The organism is Bradyrhizobium sp. S3.12.5, assembly GCF_040548225.1.
Taxonomy (GTDB): Bacteria; Pseudomonadota; Alphaproteobacteria; order Rhizobiales; family Xanthobacteraceae; genus Bradyrhizobium; species Bradyrhizobium cytisi.
Genome location: NZ_JBEPRF010000031.1, coordinates 21,195 through 40,469 on the forward strand (window position 1 = coordinate 21,195; position 19,275 = coordinate 40,469).

Sequence of the window (19,275 nt, forward strand, 5' to 3'; positions counted from 1 at the left end):
TCTCCGCCAACGCCCGCTGGCATTGCCGGGCGCTGGAATCCTTGGGAGCCCGCGGGCGTCACAAGCTCCCAAAGCGTATTCACAAACGCGTTGACCAAACGCTCCGCACCACCATGACTCAGCCCGCAACTTGCGTGCGGCGGACACCATATTGACGAGCACGGGACGCACCTCCTCCCACCTTCGCGTTTCAAGTCCGCAGTCGGGATTGATCCAGAGCTGCCGATCGGAAACTCGCTGCCGCGCCAACATAATCAGCTGCTTGATCTCCGCCGCTGCGGCAATGCGCGGTGAATGAATGTCATAGAAGCCGTGCCCGATCTCATTGGGATATTTCTAGCTCTGGAAGGCATCGAGCAATTCCATTTTAGAACGCGAGGTCTCAATTGAAATCACGTCGGCATCCATTGCTGCGATCGCATCGATGATTTCGTTGAACTCGGAATAGCACATGTGGGTATGGATCTGAGTTCGGTCGTCGACCGCCGAGGAGCAAACGCGGAAGCTGTCCACTGCCCAATCGAGCTAGTTCTTCCACTGCGATTTGCGTAGCGGCGATCCCTCGCGCAACGCAGCCTCATCGATCTGGATCATGCTCGCTCCGGCTGCCTCAAGCTCGATGACCTCATCCCGGATCGCGAGAGCGATCTGTCGGCATGTCTCGCTCCGCGGGATGTCGTCACGGACGAACGAACAGTTCAGGATCGTCACCGGTCCGGTCAGCATAGCTTTGACGGGTTTTTTGGTCAGAGACTGCGCATAGCGCCACCACTCAACGGTCATGGGCTTCGGCCGGGAGACATCTCCGAACAGAATAGGCGGACGAACGTACCGCGAGCCATAAGACTGAACCCAGCCGTGCTTGGTGAAAGCGAAGCCCAACAGCTGCTCGCCAAAGTATTGAACCATGTCATTGCGCTCGAACTCACCGTGGACGAGCACGTCCAGGCCGATATCTTCCCGCCGCTGCACGGTACGGGCTGTCTCCGCTTTCAGAAGGTGCTCGTACTGCGTGTCATTCAGCGCTCCCCGTGCATGAGCCGCACGCGCATTCCGGACGTCGGTCATTTGCGGGAAGGATCCTATGGTTGTCGTTGGAAACATCGGCAATGCGAACGCGGCGCGCTGGACGTGGGCGCGCTGGGTGAATGCGCTGCGACTGCGACGCATGCTATCGTCGATCGCGGCCATTCGTCCGGCGATGTTCGCGTTGTGGATCGTGGGGGATGTTGCGCGCGTGACGGCGGCGTCCTCCGAGAACGCAAGTGAATCGGCCACCTCGACAGCATGGCCGGCCAGCGCTTTGCCCAATATCGAAAGTTCCTTGATCTTCTGAACTGAGAACGCCAGCCACGTCTTCAGATTGGGATCGAGATCGGTCTCTAGCTCAATGTCGATCGAACATGAAGCAGCGAGCAGGAGGGAGCAACCTGAACACAGTCCCTGCCCAGGTTTTTGACCAGAGGGGCAAGTGGCGGAGCAGCGACGGAAGATTGGAGCGCCACACGTTGCGCCCATCGACGACGCCTAACGAGACCACGAGATCTCTACGGGCGGTGGCCACAATTGTGTCCAACTGCTCGGGCGCCCGAACCAGGTCCAAATGAAGCCCGGCAACGGGCAAGGCCAAGGTTGTTTCAAGATTGTCGCCGATGGCCCCGAAATAAGTGGCCAGCATGATTTTAAGCGCCGGCACGGCCTTTGCGAAATGAGCATAGGCCCGGCGGACAGCCGCCCGAAATGCCTCATCCAGGTCCATCACTAGGAATGGCTCATCGAGCTGAACCCATTCAGCACCGCGCGAGGCTAGTTCGCGGAGAACATCGACATAGACTGGGAGGAGCCGATCGAGCAACGACAACGGATTGAATGCTGGATTTGAGCTTTTGCCGAGCTTCAGGAAAGTGACTGGGCCAACCAGGACGGGACCCTGGGAGCCGAGACTTTTTGCCTCCTCATACTCCTCGATCGGCTTTCGAGAGGAATACCTAAGGATTTGATGCTGTTGAAATTCCGGCACCATGTAGTGGTAGTTGGTATCGAACCACTTCGTCATCTCCTGCGCGGCTACGCCAGGCCCATGCTGAGCGTGACCACCATCCTGAGCGCCACATGCCATGGTGAGGTAGGTCTTGCGCGACACAGGACCGCCGGTCCAGCCGTATACGTCGGGAATGGCGCCGACCATTACGCTAGTATCGAGCACATGGTCGTAGAGCGAGAAGTCATTCGAAGGAATGACGGTCGCGCCGCGGGATTTCTGCCGTGCCCAATTCGCGGCACGAAGTCCACTTCCCGCCTCGAGGAGCTCGGCTGCGCTGGACTTTCCCGCCCAGTAGCTCTCGAGCGCGAACTTGAGCTCGCGTCGTGGGCCGATGCGTGACGTCCCCAGTGTGGCAACGGGAAGCGAACGAATAGACATAGCTTAGACCCCATGATTGGGGCAAAGGCCATGGCGGACGCGTGCAGCGAATGTCGCGTGAGCGACAGCTGTTAGGTGCACCACCGGGACACCCCGCCCGTGGACGATATCTTGTCGAGGCAGGTCTGCTGGCTCGCGGGTCGTCGCTGCTGTCCGGCCTTCCCGAAGCCGCCTGGCTTCAGTGACTTCGTTGGACAGCGGCTCGCCGCTCACAGTTGCGGGGGCAGCGCCGGGATTACACCGGCTTCCCTCTTAGCTCCGGATCAAACCGGAGACCACGACTTCCGGCATTTTGCGGACGGGGCTCGATGCGTCAACCCACCGAGCCTGGCTGCGTGTTGCCCAAGTCATTGCGAGCCGTACTAGGTCGGCTATGACGGTCTTAGGCGAAATCGAGCGATGAAGGTTTCTCGACGCGGGTTGGTTATGCTGTCTTAGACGGGACACAGGTGTCAGGCACCGGACAGACGACCGCGCATTGCGGCGTGTCGCAATGGCCCTCGCACTCCGTACACTTCTTGGCGTCGATAACGTAAATGTCGCGCTTGAGGCTGATCGCCGCGTTGGGACACTCGAACTCACATGCACCGCAAACCGTACATTGCGAAGCGACGATCTTGTAAGCCATACCTTCCGACTCCTTTGGGCGAACGATGCCATTCGCGATCCCTTTCAAGGGCCGTGCCAAACGGACGCGCTCAATGCTGGGCAATTCGCGCAATTGTGCTGCCCGGGTCTGAGACCATGTTGCGTCTGCGACAGCAACAGGCCGCCTTAATTTCGAGCGATACGAGCCCTCGGGCCCTACTCCGAGAGCCACTCGCGACTCATCCGCTGCGCGCTGCCAGGTTTGTCTATCACAGCAGCGCGGGACCAAGCGAGGCTCGACGATTACGAACCGGCGGCGCGACTAAAAGCCGCGAGCCAACGCGCGTCTACGCCGGATCTCGGCAGACCTTCGGTCACACGCCTTGACCGGAGGTTTTGTGCAAACCTCGCTGATGGCTGCAACGTTATCTCCGCGGAACTGGCTGAGACTGGCCAAGAACAGTCTGTGCTACAAAACGCTACGCGTGGCTTCGGAGAGAAATGAAGTTGCGCTGGGAGGAGCGACGCTGGCTTTGCAAAGTGACCGCCTGTCAGCACGCCTGGTACCGACTAGGCGCAGCAGTGCGGACGAGCGCTGGTCCGCTTTGCCTGACCGTGCTTAGCCACCTGTCGTGCAACTATTTTGGACGAAGTGGAGAAGGGCTGAAGGATGATTGTGCAAATTGCTTCAGCGGCATGGCCTTTCCGAACAGATGGCCCTGCGCAAGGTCGAAGCCGAGTTCGGTCACAGCAATCAGGTCGGCCTCGCTCTCCACACCTTCGGCGACAGTGCGCACACTGTACTCTTTGGCTAGATCAACGATATGGCGGCACACGGTTCGCTTCAGGGCCCCATTTCCGCAACCAGCGATGAACTGCCGTTCCACTTTCAACTTCATGAACGGGAATTTTTCCACCCCCATGAGCTGCGGCCAATTGGTGCCGACATTGTCGATTGCAAAGCCAATGTTGTGAAAGCGAACCTCACGCGCGACCTCGATCAGGAGATCTAGGTTCTGGATGGCCTCCTTGCTCTCGATTTCAATCGTCAAGCCGCCGAAATCCGGGTGCGACGGCATGCGCTGACAGAGATCACGTACCGCCTGCGGGTCAATCAGGAATGCGGCCGGCAGATTGACGGAGAGATCGATGGAAGTTTGGTGCTCCAGAAGATAGTGCCAATCCTTGATGGCGCGGTCGATCACGAACTGCGACAACTCCCTAAAATGCGGATCGTGAGGCTCCGGGATGAAATAGGCCGGTGGAACAACGCCCCAGGTCGGGTGCCGCATTCGCACAAGCGCCTCGGCGCCGCGGCGGCTGAGGGTACACGCGTCAAACTTCGGCTCATACCAGAGCTCAAGCCAGCCAGCGTGTAAGGCTTCTCCGACATGGACCGCCGGACGGGGCGCCGGCTCTCTGGGCAAGAGCATGGCGACCCGATCGCGCAACGTCTCAGCTGCAAACGGCGTTCTCAGTGGCGGCAGCATAGCAAGTCCATATTCGCCCCCGACCTGTTGCACTGCCGTGATGATGATCGACTCGCGGGCGCCGAACGCCAGCACTTTGCCCGCAAATTCTTCGCGTACGAGTATCTCGAGCAATCGTCCAGGCTCGATGCGATCCGAGCCAATGCCGAGCAGGATCAGATCAGGGAACTCCGTGCAGAGTACGTGCGACAACTCGTCAGCAGTGCCGCATTCGCTGATAACAAACCCCATACCCTCCAGCACATCCCGAAGAAAGGCGCGCAGATGCCGCTTTCCGACCGCCACGCACGCTCGCGGCCGCACCTTACGGTGCCCGAAGATTACAGGTTTTCGTCCGACAAGTTCGGCCTGCCCATGCCCCATCGCAACCACTCCCGTTCCGTGATGGTCCCTTAAACGAGGAGCGAAGGTCCAAACAAGCTGTGCTTGGCATTATCTTTCGATTCTTCGAGGTAAGCTTAAGATGGTGCATTAGCGTGCAAAATCTTTCGCGATGTTGTTCACACGATTTTGTCGGCGCACGCGTATGACACCTGGTGGACTTCGCGCAACTTTGTACGGGTGACGCACGCGACTTGGGGCATCTCACATTCCGACGCGCCGAGCTGATGCGCCTATGGCCGCGGCGAATATCATGGTGCAAGGTCTACAGCATGGAGCCGCTCGTGAGCGACGGTCGGCAATCGCTTGGGCTGTCCACGCGCGAATGTACGGTCTGGTGGATTTATGTTCCAATCGAAGAAAGTCCACAACGAGTTCTCAGCTGATCAAGTCGCAGTCGATTCTGAGAACGGCAACAGCTTGCACTTTCTTCACCTGTGTTGCTTATACCGAGTGCGGAGGTCCTATTCCCTACCGAGGTTGATAGTTGCTCTCAATTGCGTTTTCTGTATCTTTCTGACGATGACTTTCCTCAAGAGGGGCTAACGCGGCGGGTGTTCGTATTGGCGCTGAAGCGCAAGGCCTGCTCCACGCGGGCACGGCTATGCGCAAAGGCCGGCCGGGAGATGAGGACACGATCGCAGAAGCGGTCGAAAAGCTACTTTCCGAACTAGGTGGCCCCGGACCAGAGTTCAGCCTTGAAGACGCGAAGCAGGCGGCCTTGTCGCCTGATTCAGGATCCCGACAAGGTCTACATTTTTGTCATCGAGCAACAAGCCACACGGCAGATTGTAGGGGTCGCCACCATCTCCGCCGTACAGGCCGTGAGAAGCAGCTGGAGCGTACGGTGTGCTTCAGGTATGGATTTCCCGCGACTTCCGAAGCTCTCACCACGGTCGGCATTTGCTCGAGGCGGTACATGCGGAGGCGAAGCCCGGTGCTGGCAGATGATTGAGGTTGCGTTGCCTCCGGATAGCTATCCGGCCCTGACGGCGCTTGGTCTCTGATCATCGAATACGACGGCTGGCCGAAGGGTTTGAAGATAAGTCGGCCTGAAAGGGTTCGAGGAGCGCTATCCGCATCAATTGTCCGGCGGGCAGCGCAAGCGTGTCGCGATGGCCCAGACGCTGATCCAAGCCTGGAGCGCCGCTGCCGACTGCGATGATGTTCACATCGCGCGGGCCCAATCCTGATTTCTTGATGTAGTAACGCGCCATGGTGTCGGTCGATAACCCCGGCGCCGTGATCCCGAGCTTAAGACCCTTCAGGTCGGCGCCGGCTTGACTTTATCGCCTAGCTCAGTGGGAACGCCGAGAACTTGCTCGCGTCGCCTGAGCCGTGATCGTGTCAGGGCCGCGCATTCTCGCCGCTGACGAACAGCCGTTTTGCCCGACGGTCGCTCGTGTCGAAATCCGCAAAGCGGTCCTCATTATGCGCCGGCCACCGGATAGGCGACATCGATACAAGCCTCGGTACACCGTCCCGCTTTATCACCGCTCCTCCACTCGCCGCCCACCGCACATTTGCCGCCACGAAGTCCGGGGCAATTGATATTGCACTGAATTCCGTGACTGAGACTTCAGGATAAGGCGCATTGGGTCCCGTACCGTATGCTTCCAAAGTTAATACGCAATCGACCATGGCCGGAAGGTTCTCGGACGTCAGTTGCGTGGCAGGATAGCCATCAAATTCAGCTGTGCAGCTGAATAGCCCATTGTTTTGCGCCGTAAGCGTCATGCGACCGATCACGACCGTGCCCGGAGCGACCTCTTCCCAGTGCGTCGTAAACATCAGATCGTTCTGGCCTCCGACCCAAAAGCTCGCGAGCCCCCACGCATTGGTGCTGCCGCGAGCCGGAGATGGCCCCCATTGGAGCACCGGCTGAACGATATGATCGCCGGCTGCATCCTGCAGTCCGCTGAATAAGTAAATCGTCTGACCATTCGCGACGGCTGGAGGTGCGGGCACCGTCCATCGCGCCACAAATGAGGCGATTGGCTGTGCAGACCGGTTTGTCCAGCTAGACCACGACTGCCATCCTCCCGGCGCCGCCGCCACTTCGACCGCGGCCTCGTGGTCGATGGATGTCCACGCGTCGGTCCGGAATGTTCGTAATTCCCAACCCCGATCGGTCTGGCGTACATGCGTTCCGCCCCGGACTTGCCGAACTTGCGACCCCCTCCGCGGCCCCTTTGAAGTAAAAAAGATCTCATTCATTGACGTACCCTGCGCAATGACATCATCTCAGCGGGCGGACTCCCGACAACTGCGTTGTAAGTTGATTAATGTTGATCTGCTCGATGAGCCGATCCGCCTTCGCTCTGCCAGACGTCCGGAATGGTGTTCCGGCCGTGTCGCCGCGCGCAAACGCAAACGTCAGTTTGTCAGTGTTGACTTCGGAGAAGGACCCAAGATTGCTCCCAGGTCCGATAAAGCTGGTCAGCGTCCAGGTCGGCCCGCCGTTTACATTTTTCGTCACGACGAAATTGACGTACCTTCCGAAGACACCGCCGTCATCGGAAAGCTTCTTACCCCAATCAACATGTTGCGAGGTAAAGGCAAGCTCGACGGTTCTCTTCAGACCCAGCTCACCCGCGAGATTTGTATCAATCGGCCAGCATTCCGCCAGACTGCCGTCCGCCCTCCTCACGGCCTCGGCCTCTTTCCACAGCGCCCGCGTCGAGTAATAGAACTTCTGCGTGAAATTTTGCTCCCGCGATTGGCTGAGCGTTCTGCCCAGACTGAACGCAAAGGGCGCATTGGCATAAGTCAGCGACGGGCTGAGGCCTCCCGTATCGTTGACAGTCAGGTTCAACTGAACAGCGACCTCCACGTCGTCACCAAGCAGAGCATCTGAGATCGCGTCGCCCCGCTCGATCAGCTGGACCAGCTCGCAGCTTACGCGACGCGAGATGGAATGTATCGTCGGTCCATTTTGATCGACCGGAATGTCGAAGTTAGGAACCGCCGTGGCACATCCAGAGAGCCAAACGCCAGAAAACAATACCCAGAGGCAGACGGTCCGCTGTCGCACTATCTCCCTCGCCTCGCGCCCTCCCGCAAACTGGCACAGAAGCCCACTTTGTGCGGCACCGTATTGACGTCGACCCTGATCTCACCCATCGCCTCACAGACTGACGTTCTCCGTGTCTTGCATTCGATGGTGGTGCGCCCCGCGATCACCTGACAGTCGCACAATGGATCGTCGGCCGGGACGACCGTTTCCCGCTCTAGCTTTTCGAACGCTGCGTCAATCTCGGCAGATGCCGGCGGCGACTTACCGAGAAAGTACATGGTCGAATAAAAGCGGCGCTGAAGCCCCTTCCACATCTGGCCCCCAAAAAAAGTGATTTTGCCCAAAGCCTGATACCGACCGCATCCTGGCGAGAAACAATGGCCCAGCGCTCGCTGTGGTCGATTTTCCCCCGCTCGCTCCTGACGTGCAGAGTTTGATGCAGTGCACCGATCGCGCGATCTCGGCCTTGCCTGCCGGCTACTTTGGTCAACCGCTCCTTCGTTTGGCGCGGGGATTGGACGCGCCACAAAAACCATCCGCAGGACGCTGGCTGCGGCTCGGTGAGCCATAGCGCGCCGTCTGCCACGCGCTCGATCGGGTTAGCCAGGGAGTGCCCGGCCCATTCCGGGCGTGACCACCGTTGCGGTTCTGCTCCCGAGATTCAGGAAGGTGCAGATCGGCCAAGCACCAAGGGGGTCTCATGTGCCCTTGCGATTCGCAGCGGATTGGCTGCCTTCGCCGCCGGCTAGAAGGCGCGCGACGAGGTCTTGCCACTCGTTGGCCCGTCCGACCCCGCGCAGGACTCGATCTCGTCCGCTACGATGCCGAATCTTCTCGGGATCGTCCACAGGCTGCGACCCCCAGTCGGGCGGCGCGTTTGGCACCAACAGCAAAGAACTGGACGATCTTGGCGGCAACGCCCGGGAATGGACCGAGACTTGCGCCGCCCTCCATGACGGCCGCGAGCGCATCACGAACCCCAACTGCGGCGTGCGCGTCGTGGAAGGCGCCCATCGCGCCTACATGATCGACTTCATCCGCGATGCCAAAACGGGGAGCTGCGCGGCGGACGTTCCGCCCCAATCTTGGCTTCCGGCTCGTCATCGAGCCATCGGAGCCCCGCCGTTGCCGGCATTGCCCGCAGCATCTCCACCTTGCTCGGGAGAAGCTGATCCAGCATCGATCTAATTGCGCCAGAGCAAGGTCCTTCTCTCACGATGCCGGTAAGCAATCCGGATCAGAAGGAGACAGAGAATGCGATCCGATCTGGCGCACTCGTACGGACAGGACAGGCTCCCCCACTACACGAGCTACCCTCCCGTACCACATTTTTCTCCGGCCACCGGGGAAGCCGACTATCGAAATTGGCTGAAGTCGCTTTCGCCCCGGAAATCCGCATCGATCTACCTGCACGTCCCCTTCTGCCGGTCCATGTGCTGTTATTGCGACTGTCACACCTCGGTCACGAAGAAGGACGATCCGATTGCCGTCTACACCTCGGGCCTGCGCACCGAGGCGCACCTCGTCGCCCAAACCATCGGTCACCGCCTGCCGATCTCCCATATTCATTTCGGCGGCGGCACACCAACAATCATGACGCCCGGGGCCTTTGCGGATCTCGTCGGCGCGCTCCGCTACTCCTACTTCGTGCTGCCCGACGCCGAACTCGCCGTGGAGATCGATCCGCGCACCCTGACGGAGGCAATGGCCGAGGCCCTGGGCTACAGCGGGGTCACCCGCGCCAGTCTCGGCGTACAAAGTTTCGACCCGGCTGTGCAGCGCGCCATCAACCGTCTGCAGAGCTTCGAGCAGACCGCTAAGGGTGTCGAGCAACTGAGGCGTTCCGGGGTTGGCCGGCTTAACTTCGATCTTCTCTACGGTCTGCCGCTTCAAACGGTACAATCGTGCTTGGACACGGTCGCCAAATGCATCGAACTTCGTCCGGATCGCTTCTCGGTGTTCGGTTACGCACACGTTCCGTCGTTCAAGAAGCATCAGCGGAAGATTGATGAAGACGCCCTTCCCGCCAGCATCGAGCGGCACCTGCAATCCGAAGCGATCGCGCAGGCGCTCGTTGACGCCGGCTACGTGCGCATCGGCTTCGACCACTTTGCCCTGCCCAACGACAGTCTCGCCGCGGCGAAGCACGAGGGGCGGCTGCGCCGGAACTTCCAGGGCTACACCGACGACGCCGTAGAAACGCTCATCGGGCTCGGCGCAAGCGCCATCGGTCGGATGCCGCAAGGATTCGTACAGAATGTCGTGGCGACCCGCGACTACCTGGCGCGCATCGCCGAGGACCGGCTCGCCACGGCGAAGGGCTGCGCTTTCACGGCTGACGACCGCTTCCGGGCCGATTTGATTGAGCGGGTGATGTGCGACATGGCAGTCGATCTGTCGAAGATTGCTCGTTCCCATGGCTGCGCCCCGGAGACGGCCATCGTCGATCGGTCCCGTCTAGAGGGCCTCATCGCGGACGGCGCAGTGACAATGGAAGGCGAGGAGCGACTGTTCGTCCCGGATGGCGCGGAGTTTCTGGTACGCAGCGTGGCATCCGCATTCGATGCTCATCTGGCCCGATCTGCGGCTGTCAACAGCCGCGGAGTTTGAAGCGCTTCGCCGAGTGCCCAAACCAGGCTGCGTCCTTCGGTTCCCGCTCGGTCTCACCGAGCAGTCGGAGGGCACTTGCTGCTCTACGAGCTCGCGTATCCGGCACCTATCGGCGTCGGATATTTGCTTGAAAGCTCTCAGCTGCATATCCGCGCTGCAACTCCATGGTCGCTCTCCGTGCGCAACCCGATCAACCGCAGGCGTGGCGGCACACGATGTGTCGAGATGACGATAGAGTTTTGGCTGCAAGGTTAAGCTCCATCGCGACAGGATGCCGGAATATGGCTGTGCCGAGGCGCCTCGCCTCCTGCACCGCCTTGCGCGTGTCCTCGATGGCGAAGCGCCCTTCGTCGTGATCGACATCGTTCGGCTTGCCGTCGGTGAGCAGGATCAGCAGCCGCTGGGGCTACTCGCGAGCGCCTGGGACCGGAAGCTGGCGAAAGATCTCGCCCAGGAGATCGAGGTTTGCACGGGCGACAGGCGCGAAACGTTCGCCGAGATGCGCCGTTTTCTTGCCGTCAAGGGTTACCGGGAATTGCTGCCGCGGTTATGGGAGGCTCGCGCAAAAAGAATCGCCGAAGACGCCATGATAGCAATCGCCCGCGCGATGCGCTCCTACGCGCTTGAAAGGCCGCCTCTATCTGCCGCGTCGTTCTGGACCGCCGCCGGATTTCCCGAATGGCACCAGGTTGATCGAAGCCTGCATGCCCTGATGACAGTGGTCCTCGCCGAATGCGGGCTGTGCGGCGAAGCCGTCGAGAACGCCTTATCATGCTGAGGAGCCTCGTTCGCGGCTACATGCTGCAAGAAGTGATGCACACTGTCGTGGGGTCGATTCCTATGACGAAGCGTTCAGCAAGGCCATGCAGGCCCTTGTGACCGGGCTGCCGGCCTTTGCTTCCTCGGGGATGCGGCAGACCGTTGCAGCGGGAGCTTGCGGATGCGGCCGATCAGGAGGTCCGATCGGCTTTCGTCTATCGGGGGAAGGTGAGCCCGAGGCAAGCGTTGGGCGACATTTTGGTTCCATGCGCTCCATGGCCGGGCGCAGAAATCTTACGATCGCGGAGGGCTGAGACTCGCTCGAAGGATATTTCGCTGGCGCAACAACTTCCGCCGATGGCTTGATACGACAGCAGGACACCCGAATTGCGAGCGGATCACATAGAACGTTGAGAAGACCGACCCCATACTCGATGCTCGGCTGGACATTTTCGCCGACTGGCTCAGGTCGCCGTGAAATCCTTGAGTTGCGTCAACTCGATAGCGGCACATTGGATAAAATAGCGCGCGATCTGCGCGTCGCGCCTGCAGACCTCGATACGCTGGTCCATCAAGGAACGCATGCGGCTGACGAATTGTCCAGCCTACTGAAGGTTCTCGGCATCGACGAGGCGGACGTCTCGCGATCGAAGCCGGCAGTGATGCGCGACATGGAGCGGGTCTGCAGCCAATGCGAACGGAAGGTTCAGTGCAACAACGATATTGAGATCGGGGTGGAGACCAGAGACTTGGAAGGTTACTGCCTCAACGCTGCGACAATGCAAGCGCTTTGAAGCGACCTGGAGAGCGACCGACCCGAGTGACTGGGATTCCGTAGATCTACGGTACGTAAGTTCCCCTAAGCGAAGATACCGAATTCTATGGTGTCGCAGTTTCCCGCATCATCGAGCCATCGAAAAGGAGATGGAAGATGCTTGCGGCCACACTCAACGCCACCCGGGCTTCCTCGAACCGCTGCCCGTCTGTGCCGTCCAGTGCATTCGGCGGGTTGGTCGGCCAGCCGGCGCTCGTCGCCAGCGAATTCGCATAGGGCAAGGACGAAGAGATCTTCGGCGAGGGCGAGCCCTCCGAATATATCTATCAGGTCGTCTCCGGCGCCGTCCGGAGCTACAAGCTCCTGTCCTTGGCCGTCGTCAGATCGGTGCCTTCGCTCTGCCGGGCGACGTGTTCGGGCTTGAATCCGGCGCCGCCCATCGTCTCAGCGCCGAAGCGATCATTCACACCTGGGGGCGCCTAGTGAACCGGGCAAGCCTGGACAAGGCAGCCAACGCCGACATTCAGGTCGCGCGCAAGCTCTGGAGCCTGACAGCCGGCGAGCTGAAGCACGCGGAGGACCACATGCTGCTGCTCGGCCGCAAGAACGCTCTGGAGAGGATTCGCGACCTTCCTACTCGAGATGGATTCCAGGACCGCCGGCGCCGGGCTGATGGCGCTTCCGATGTGCCGCCGGGACATCGGCGACTATCTCGGGCTCACCCTGGAGACGGTTTCGCGCGCCCCGTCTCAGCTTCACATCGAAGGCGTTCTCGGCTTCTCTGGAGCGCGCCAGATCGTGCTGCGTATTCGCAAGCATCTGCGCGACACGAACGCCTGACTGCCGCCACGCCCATTCGTTCAGTTAAGCTGATTTCGTTCGCATCAATGCACCGGCTGCGGTGACAAAAACCTGCCGTCGGAAGAAAGCTGACGACAGGGATTCTCCCATTCAGAGGAGGCCACCGCTGCTCGAGCGGAAGGCTATCGCTCTAGGGCTTAGCCGGCGCTTTCTACGGCGGCTCGTCATCAGCAATTGCGCGCCAGGCGGCGCCGTCGAGATCGTCGTACTGGCCGCTGCGGAGCGACCAGAGGAAGGCGACGAGACCGGCTCCGCCGAGGGCCAGGGCCAGCGGGACCAGGATGACCAGGATTTCCATCACACGATCTCCCGCGAGCGGCTGCGCGCCCGCAGCGAGTTCAGCATGACCAGAATTGAGGATCCGCTCATCGCCGCAGCCGCGATCAAAGGCGTCACCACGCCGCTGATTGCAACGGGCACGGCCAGCACATTGTAACCGATCGCAAGCCAGAGATTTTGCCGCATCAGATGCAACGCCTTGCGTGCCGAATCGATGGCGACGACGACCGGCGCCAGCGGCCGGCCGAGGAAGACGAGATCGGCGGTGGCCTGGCTAAGATGCGCGGCCGAGATCGGCGACATCGAGACATGGGCTGCCGCGAGCGACGGCGCGTCGTTCATGCCGTCACCGACCATCAGCACCTTTGCGCCGCGCTGCTTCAAATCCTCGATCCGCGCGATCTTGTCGGCCGGCGTGACGCCGGCCCGCCATTCGGCGATGCCGAGCGCATGGGCTGCCGCAATCACAGCGGGCTCGCGATCGCCGGAGAGGATCTCGATGCCGATATTGCAAGCCTTCAGCGCCGCGATCACGGCTCGGGCGTCCGGGCGAAGGCCCTGCCGCACGGAGAAGATGAATTTTTCGCTTCCCCTGCTGAAGGCCACGATGGAGGCCTCGGGATCGAGGATGTTCCCGCTGACCAACGCTTCTACGCTGCAGAAGGTTGGACGGCCGAGGCGGATCTCAACGTCGTCGATGGTGGCGCGCACGCCCTGCCCGGCCTCTTCGACCGCATTGAGGATCGGCGATTTGGCACCCGCAGCCTGCGCGACGGCAGCCGCGACAGGATGATGGCTCGACAACGCGAGCCGGCCGGCGAGTTGGAAGATATCAGCGGGAATGTCGGCCGCGTTCGTGACTTCGAGAGCCGGCAGCGTCAGCGTGCCGGTCTTGTCGAAGATGACATGGTTGACTTCGGCCAGGCGCTCGTTGGCATCGCCGGAATTGAGCAGCACGCCGGATTTGAACATCGCGCCCGAGGCGATCGTCTGCACCGTCGGAATCGCAAGCCCGAGTGCACAAGGACAGGTGATGATCAGGACCGCAACGCCGGTGACGATCGCATCATGCCAGCTCGCGCCGGCGATGACCCAGCCGAGAATAGTGATGAGCGCGGTCGCATGCACCACCGGTGCGTAGAGCCGCGACGCGCGATCGGCGAGCCGCATGTAGCGCGAGCGCGCCTGGAGCGCGTTGTCGAGCAGTCGCGTGATCTCGGCGAGCAGCGTGGCTTCCGAGGCGGCCGAGACCCGCACCCGCAGCGTGCCGGAGATGTTCATCGAGCCGGCATAGACCGTCGTGCCGTGCTCCGCCGTGACATAGAGCGTCTCGCCGGTGATCAGGCTCTGATCGATCTCGGAACGTCCCTCGATCACGGTGCCGTCCACGGCGCAGCGCTCGCCGGGCCGCAAGAGCACGATGTCGCCGGGATGAATCGCGGCGACCGGCACCTGCGAGATTTCATCGGGCCCGACGAACTTGGCTGCGGTCTCTGCCTTTAGCGCCGCGAGATTGCCCGCGACCGCGCGGGTCCGCCGCCGCATGTTCTGGTCGAGGAAGCGGCCGACCAGCAGGAAAGTCAGCAGCATGATCGCCGCATCGAAATAGGCGTGCTCGGCGTGGTGGACGGTCTCGACCACGGACATGCCGAGCGCGAGGCACACGCCGATCGAGATCGGCACGTCCATGTTGGTGCTCTTGTTCGACAGCGCGCGCCAGGCCGAGCGGAAGAACGGCTGGCCGGCATAGGCCGCCGCCGGCAGCGCGACCAGCGCCGAGAGCCAGTGGAAGAAGTCGCGCTGCTCGGGCAGCATATCCGAGACGTTGCCGGACCACACCGGGATCGACAGCATCATCACGTTCATGGTGGCGAACGCAGCAACGCCGAGGCAGCGCAGCAGGAAGCGCGATTCCGCGACCTCGCTCGCTTCCGCGCTCTCGGTCTCGTACGGATAGGCCTTGTAGCCGAGCTCCTCGAGCCGATCGATGAAGCGGCCAGGGTCGAGCGTGCCCTCTTTCCATTCCAGCGCGACGCGCCGGTCGGTGAGGTTCAGCCGCGCAAGCGTGACATCAGGAATGGCCGACAGGCTGCGCTCGATCTTGGCCATGCAACCGGCGCAGTGAACGCCCTCGACCGCGAGGTCGATGTGCTGAAGGCCCGCGCCTGCGGCGCGGACATAGTGAGAGAAATCGCGTGTCATCTGCATGGTGGGATCTCAGTTCAGGATCACGCGGTTACGCGACAGGAACACGCGGTCGCCCTTGGCATCGCCCTCGATGACGAGATCCCACTGACCCGGCGCGACCGATGCGGCATCGCCGCGATAGATGCCGCTGCCGGCCTCGGATAGCTCGACCGCGAGGTCCGCGCGCTTATCGGTCGGCCGCTCCAGCCGGCCCTCGAACTTCAATCCGGTCAGAGGCTGGCCCGCCGCATCGCGCGCGTCGAGCTGAAGCACGGCATGGCCGTCGGCGCGCCGCTCGATATGCGCACTGACTTTCCAGTTGCGCGCGACCTGGTCCTGTGCCGCCGAGATCTCGCGATCGTAAGTGAGGCCCGCGGCATAGGGGCTGTCGACGTCGGTGCCGGGCAGCGTCGCGATCGCGAGCTTCATCATGGTGACGTTGACTCCGATGACGACGCCGAAAAAGGCGACCAGCATCAGGAACACCTTGGTTCCGGTCAGCGGCTTGGTGGCCATCGCAGTCTCCTGGTGTTACGGCGAGACGAAATTGTCGGTGGTGGTGGCAACCTCGCCGAGCCCGATATCGGTGACGTGGAAGCGCACGGGGATCGATTTCTCCGGATTGCTGTCAGCCGGCGCGGTGACGAGCAGCCGCAGCTCGCTGGTGGAGTCGCGCGGGATCACGATCATCGGGCGGTCCGGAGTCACGGAATCGGCACCGACGACATGTATGGTCAGATTGGCCGGGCCGTCCGCATCGATCGCGACGACGCGATCATATCCGCTCTTGTTCAGAAGCCGTACCGTATAGGCGTTTCGAATCGAACCGTCGCTGAGCTTGACCGCGACCGGGTTGCGGTCGTGCAGAACGTTGAGGTCGAGCAGAGTGCGGGTCGCCAGCACGTAGAGCATGATGCCGCCGACGGCCGCGATGATCGCACTGTAGGCGATGGTGCGAGCGCGGACGATGCGATAGATCGGCGCCTTTCCGTCCAGGCGGCGCTGGATGTTGATGTCGTTGTCATAACCGATCAGCCGCTTCGGCCGGCCGATCTTGGTCATGACGTTGTCGCAGGCGTCGATGCAGAGCCCGCACTGGATGCATTCGAGCTGCGGCCCGTTGCGGATGTCAATGCCGGTCGGGCAGACCGCGACGCATTGATAGCAGTCGACGCAGTCGCCGACATGCTCGCCGAGTGCGCGCAGCTCCGCGGCCTTCTTCACCGAGGTGCGCTTCTCGCCGCGATCGTAGCGGTAGGTGACGTTGAGCGCCCACTCATCGGTGAGCGCGGCCTGGATGCGGGGCCAAGGGCACATATACGTGCAGACCTGCTCGCGCATGAAGCCGGCGAGCACATACGTCGTCGCCGTCAGGATGCCGATCCAGATATAGGCGATCATTGGCGCCTGGAACGTGAGAAGCTGCTTCACCAGCGTCGGCGCATCGTTGAAATAGAGCACCCAGGCGCCGCCCGTCCACCAGGCGATCATCAGCCAGATCGCATGCTTGAGGGCGATCTCGGAGACGCGCTTGAGCGTCAGCGCACCGCCCGCCTTGTCCTTGCGCATCCGTTCGCGTCGGTCGCCTTCGATGAGACGCTCGACGGCGTAGAATAGGTCGGTCCAGACCGTCTGCGGGCAGAGATAGCCGCACCAGATGCGGCCACCGACCGAATTCATCAGAAACAGCGCCACCGCGGCGACGATCAGCAGGCCCGTGAAGTAATAGACCTCCTGCGGCCACAGCTCGACGAAGAAGAAATAGAAGCGGCTGTTGGGCAGGTCGATCAGCACCGCCTGGCTCGGGGCGCCCAGGCCGCGGTTCCAGCGCACGAAAGAGAGGAAGTAGTAGACGGTGAGGCAGAACGCCATGAGGCCCCATTTGATCCGACGGAACGCGCCGGAGACGCTCTGCGGATAGACCTTCTTGCGGGCGGCGTAGAGTGGCGCGAGATCGTCGTCCGATGTGAGCTCGCTTGGGTTCACGGTCTTGTTCATCGCCTGGAGTTTTTCGAGAGGTGCGATTCAACCTAGGCCCGGCGCCGAAGCGTCGGTTGATCCAGCGCAAGCGGGGACATTTTGTTCGCCCCCGTCCGCACCCAAATCGACTATTTGCCGCCGCCGAGCGAGTGGACGTAGACCGCCATCGCCTTAATGGTGGCGGGATCGAGCCGCCCTTCCCAAGCCGGCATGACGCCGGCGCGGCCCTGGCTGATGGTCTCGATCAGGATCGCCTCGTCCGAGCCGTAGAGCCAGATCTTGTCGGTCAGGTTGGGCGCACCGAGCTCCTGGTTGCCCTTGCCACCATCGCCGTGGCAGCCGACGCAATTCTCGGCGAAGATCTTTTCGCCCTTGGCGCCATCGTAGTTCTTCCGCGTCGGGAGTTCCGACAACGAGCGGACATAGTTGGCGACCGTGACGATCTCGTCCGGCTTCAGCACACCGTCCTTGCCGAAGGCGAGCATCTGGCCCTCATGCGTCTTGGCGTTGCCGGAGCGCGCGCCGAACTGGATGGTCTGCATGATCTGGTCGAGCGTCCCGCCCCACAGCCAATCGTCGTCGTTGAGATTCGGATAGCCCTTGGCGCCGGCGCCGCCGCTGCCGTGACATGGCGCGCAATTGTCGCCGAACACGGTCTTGCCCTTGGCGCGTGCAAGCGCCAGCAGCCCCGGGTCCTTCTCGATCTCGGCGAGCGAGGCCGCGCCCAGCGCCACCATCTTGGCTCCGCGGATCTTCTCGAGCTTGGCAAGCTCGACCGCGACGTCGGCGCGTATCGAGTAACCGAACAGCCCCGTGGTATTGCTGGAGATCAGCGGCCAGGCCGGATAGACGATCCAGTAGCCGATCGCCCAGACAATGGTGAGGTAGAAGGTGATCACCCACCAGCGCGGCAGCGGCGTGTTGAGCTCCTTGATGCCGTCCCACTCGTGGCCGGTCGTGGACCTGCCGGAGACGGAATCGATTTCGTCATGATGATCGTTCATCATCTTTTACTCCTCCCGCAACGGCAGCTGTGCCGCTTCGTCGAAAGCAGCCTTGTTACGGGGCCAGAGTGCGTAGGCGATGATCGCGAGAAAGATCGCGACGAAGACCGGCGTCCAGATCGTGGTCACGAGACCGGACGCAAGATTGTCGAGTGTCAGGATGACTTTCATCGTTGATGCCTTCTCAGCGAAGATTGGCTTTCTCGTTGTAGATCTTGAAGTCGACCAGCGTGCCGAGCATCTGCAAGTACGCGATCAGCGCGTCCATCTCGGTCGGCGTCCCGGACTTGCCGTCGAAATTGCGCACCACCGCCTTGGCGTAGCGCTTGGTGAAGGCGTCGGAGCCGGCATTGTCCGGATCGGCCTGAGCCTTCATGTCGGCACCGGCGTTGGCGATCTGGTCGTCGGTATAGGGCACGCCGACGGTCCTCAACGTGCGCATGTGATCGGCGATCGTGTCGGGATCGACCTCGGTGTGCGCCAGAAACGGATAGCCCGGCATCACCGATTGCGGCACGATCGCGCGCGGGTTGGTCAGATGGGTGACGTGCCAGTCGTCGGAATATTTGGCGCCGACGCGAGCCAGATCAGGCCCGGTGCGCTTCGAACCCCACTGGAACGGATGGTCGAACATGCTCTCGGCCGCCAATGAGAAATGGCCGTAGCGCTCGATCTCGTCGCGCAAGGGCCGGATCATCTGGGAATGGCAGAGATAGCAGCCCTCGCGAACGTAGACGTTGCGTCCGGCGAGTTCGAGCGGCGTGTAGGGCCTGACGCCATCGACCACCTCGATCGTGCTTTTGAGGTAGAACAGCGGAGTGATCTCGACGAGACCACCGATTGCGATCACCAGCAGGATGGCAACGATCAGGATGATCGAGTTCTTTTCGAAGACTTGGTGGCGTGTCCAGAACGACATGCTG

At 61.5% G+C, this 19,275-nt stretch carries 16 protein-coding genes, 3 pseudogenes and 1 riboswitch; of the genes and pseudogenes, 7 read left to right on the plus strand and 12 right to left on the minus strand.

The window, feature by feature from the left end; genetic code table 11:
- Positions 1-114: 114 nt before the first annotated feature.
- The 3 genes and pseudogenes from metE to ABIC09_RS33195 form a co-directional block, all read right to left on the minus strand.
- A pseudogene (gene metE / locus ABIC09_RS33185) lies at positions 115-2,422 on the minus strand (5-methyltetrahydropteroyltriglutamate--homocysteine S-methyltransferase); the annotation flags it as partial.
- A gap of 101 nt (positions 2,423-2,523) precedes the next feature.
- A riboswitch (cobalamin riboswitch) is annotated at positions 2,524-2,717 on the minus strand.
- 129 nt (positions 2,718-2,846) lie between these two features.
- A complete protein-coding gene (locus tag ABIC09_RS33190) occupies positions 2,847-3,050 on the minus strand; it encodes a 4Fe-4S binding protein (RefSeq protein ID WP_247804211.1) in 204 nt (67 codons plus the stop codon).
- A gap of 598 nt (positions 3,051-3,648) precedes the next feature.
- Positions 3,649-4,863 (minus strand): EAL domain-containing response regulator, encoded by a 1,215-nt coding sequence (locus tag ABIC09_RS33195; protein ID WP_354111893.1) that lies wholly within the window; start codon positions 4,861-4,863, stop codon positions 3,649-3,651.
- A 1,064-nt stretch (positions 4,864-5,927) separates the two neighbouring features.
- Between ABIC09_RS33195 and ABIC09_RS33200 the strand changes: the two are divergent.
- Positions 5,928-6,014: pseudogene (locus tag ABIC09_RS33200) on the plus strand (ABC transporter ATP-binding protein); the annotation flags it as partial.
- Between the two features lie 214 nt (positions 6,015-6,228).
- On the opposite strand, the gene ABIC09_RS33205 reads toward ABIC09_RS33200, so the two are convergent.
- A complete protein-coding gene (locus tag ABIC09_RS33205) occupies positions 6,229-6,672 on the minus strand; it encodes a hypothetical protein (RefSeq protein WP_354111894.1) in 444 nt (147 codons plus the stop codon).
- Positions 6,673-7,120: 448 nt separating this feature from the next.
- Complete coding sequence (locus tag ABIC09_RS33210; protein WP_354111895.1) at positions 7,121-7,915, minus strand: hypothetical protein; 795 nt, start codon at positions 7,913-7,915, stop codon at positions 7,121-7,123.
- Between the two features lie 684 nt (positions 7,916-8,599).
- Between ABIC09_RS33210 and ABIC09_RS33215 the strand changes: the two genes are divergently transcribed.
- The 6 genes and pseudogenes from ABIC09_RS33215 (at position 8,600) to ABIC09_RS33240 (ending at position 12,881) form a co-directional block, all read left to right on the plus strand.
- Positions 8,600-9,085, plus strand: coding sequence for an SUMF1/EgtB/PvdO family nonheme iron enzyme (locus ABIC09_RS33215; RefSeq protein ID WP_354111896.1), 486 nt, complete (start codon positions 8,600-8,602; stop codon positions 9,083-9,085).
- A 66-nt stretch (positions 9,086-9,151) separates the two neighbouring features.
- Positions 9,152-10,507 carry an oxygen-independent coproporphyrinogen III oxidase gene (gene hemN, locus ABIC09_RS33220; protein ID WP_354111897.1) on the plus strand — a complete coding sequence of 452 codons (1,356 nt, stop codon included), beginning with the start codon at positions 9,152-9,154 and terminating at the stop codon, positions 10,505-10,507.
- A gap of 75 nt (positions 10,508-10,582) precedes the next feature.
- Positions 10,583-10,762: a hypothetical protein gene (locus ABIC09_RS33225; RefSeq protein ID WP_354111898.1), complete on the plus strand. Its 180-nt coding sequence runs from the start codon at positions 10,583-10,585 to the stop codon at positions 10,760-10,762.
- Between the two features lie 16 nt (positions 10,763-10,778).
- Complete coding sequence (locus ABIC09_RS33230) at positions 10,779-11,285, plus strand: hypothetical protein (RefSeq protein WP_354111950.1); 507 nt, start codon at positions 10,779-10,781, stop codon at positions 11,283-11,285.
- A gap of 415 nt (positions 11,286-11,700) precedes the next feature.
- Complete coding sequence (locus ABIC09_RS33235; protein WP_354111899.1) at positions 11,701-12,060, plus strand: hypothetical protein; 360 nt, start codon at positions 11,701-11,703, stop codon at positions 12,058-12,060.
- A gap of 137 nt (positions 12,061-12,197) precedes the next feature.
- A pseudogene (locus tag ABIC09_RS33240) lies at positions 12,198-12,881 on the plus strand (helix-turn-helix domain-containing protein).
- 172 nt (positions 12,882-13,053) lie between these two features.
- On the opposite strand, the gene ccoS reads toward ABIC09_RS33240, so the two are convergent.
- The 7 genes from ccoS to ccoO form a co-directional block, all read right to left on the minus strand.
- Entirely contained in the window at positions 13,054-13,200 is a 147-nt protein-coding gene (ccoS, locus tag ABIC09_RS33245) for a cbb3-type cytochrome oxidase assembly protein CcoS (protein WP_354111900.1), read from the minus strand.
- Entirely contained in the window at positions 13,200-15,389 is a 2,190-nt protein-coding gene (locus ABIC09_RS33250) for a cation-translocating P-type ATPase (protein WP_354111901.1), read from the minus strand. The genes ccoS and ABIC09_RS33250 overlap by 1 nt, the downstream gene beginning before the upstream one ends.
- A 9-nt stretch (positions 15,390-15,398) precedes the next feature.
- A complete protein-coding gene (locus tag ABIC09_RS33255; protein ID WP_148752186.1) occupies positions 15,399-15,884 on the minus strand; it encodes a FixH family protein in 486 nt (161 codons plus the stop codon).
- A gap of 15 nt (positions 15,885-15,899) precedes the next feature.
- Positions 15,900-17,366 (minus strand): cytochrome c oxidase accessory protein CcoG, encoded by a 1,467-nt coding sequence (gene ccoG, locus ABIC09_RS33260; RefSeq protein ID WP_354111902.1) that lies wholly within the window; start codon positions 17,364-17,366, stop codon positions 15,900-15,902.
- A 110-nt stretch (positions 17,367-17,476) separates the two neighbouring features.
- Positions 17,477-18,352 (minus strand): cytochrome-c oxidase, cbb3-type subunit III, encoded by an 876-nt coding sequence (gene ccoP / locus ABIC09_RS33265; RefSeq protein WP_279691530.1) that lies wholly within the window; start codon positions 18,350-18,352, stop codon positions 17,477-17,479.
- A gap of 6 nt (positions 18,353-18,358) precedes the next feature.
- Positions 18,359-18,523 (minus strand): cbb3-type cytochrome oxidase subunit 3, encoded by a 165-nt coding sequence (locus ABIC09_RS33270; protein ID WP_354111903.1) that lies wholly within the window; start codon positions 18,521-18,523, stop codon positions 18,359-18,361.
- A 13-nt stretch (positions 18,524-18,536) separates the two neighbouring features.
- Positions 18,537-19,271: a cytochrome-c oxidase, cbb3-type subunit II gene (gene ccoO / locus ABIC09_RS33275; protein ID WP_354111904.1), complete on the minus strand. Its 735-nt coding sequence runs from the start codon at positions 19,269-19,271 to the stop codon at positions 18,537-18,539.
- Positions 19,272-19,275: the final 4 nt, after the last annotated feature.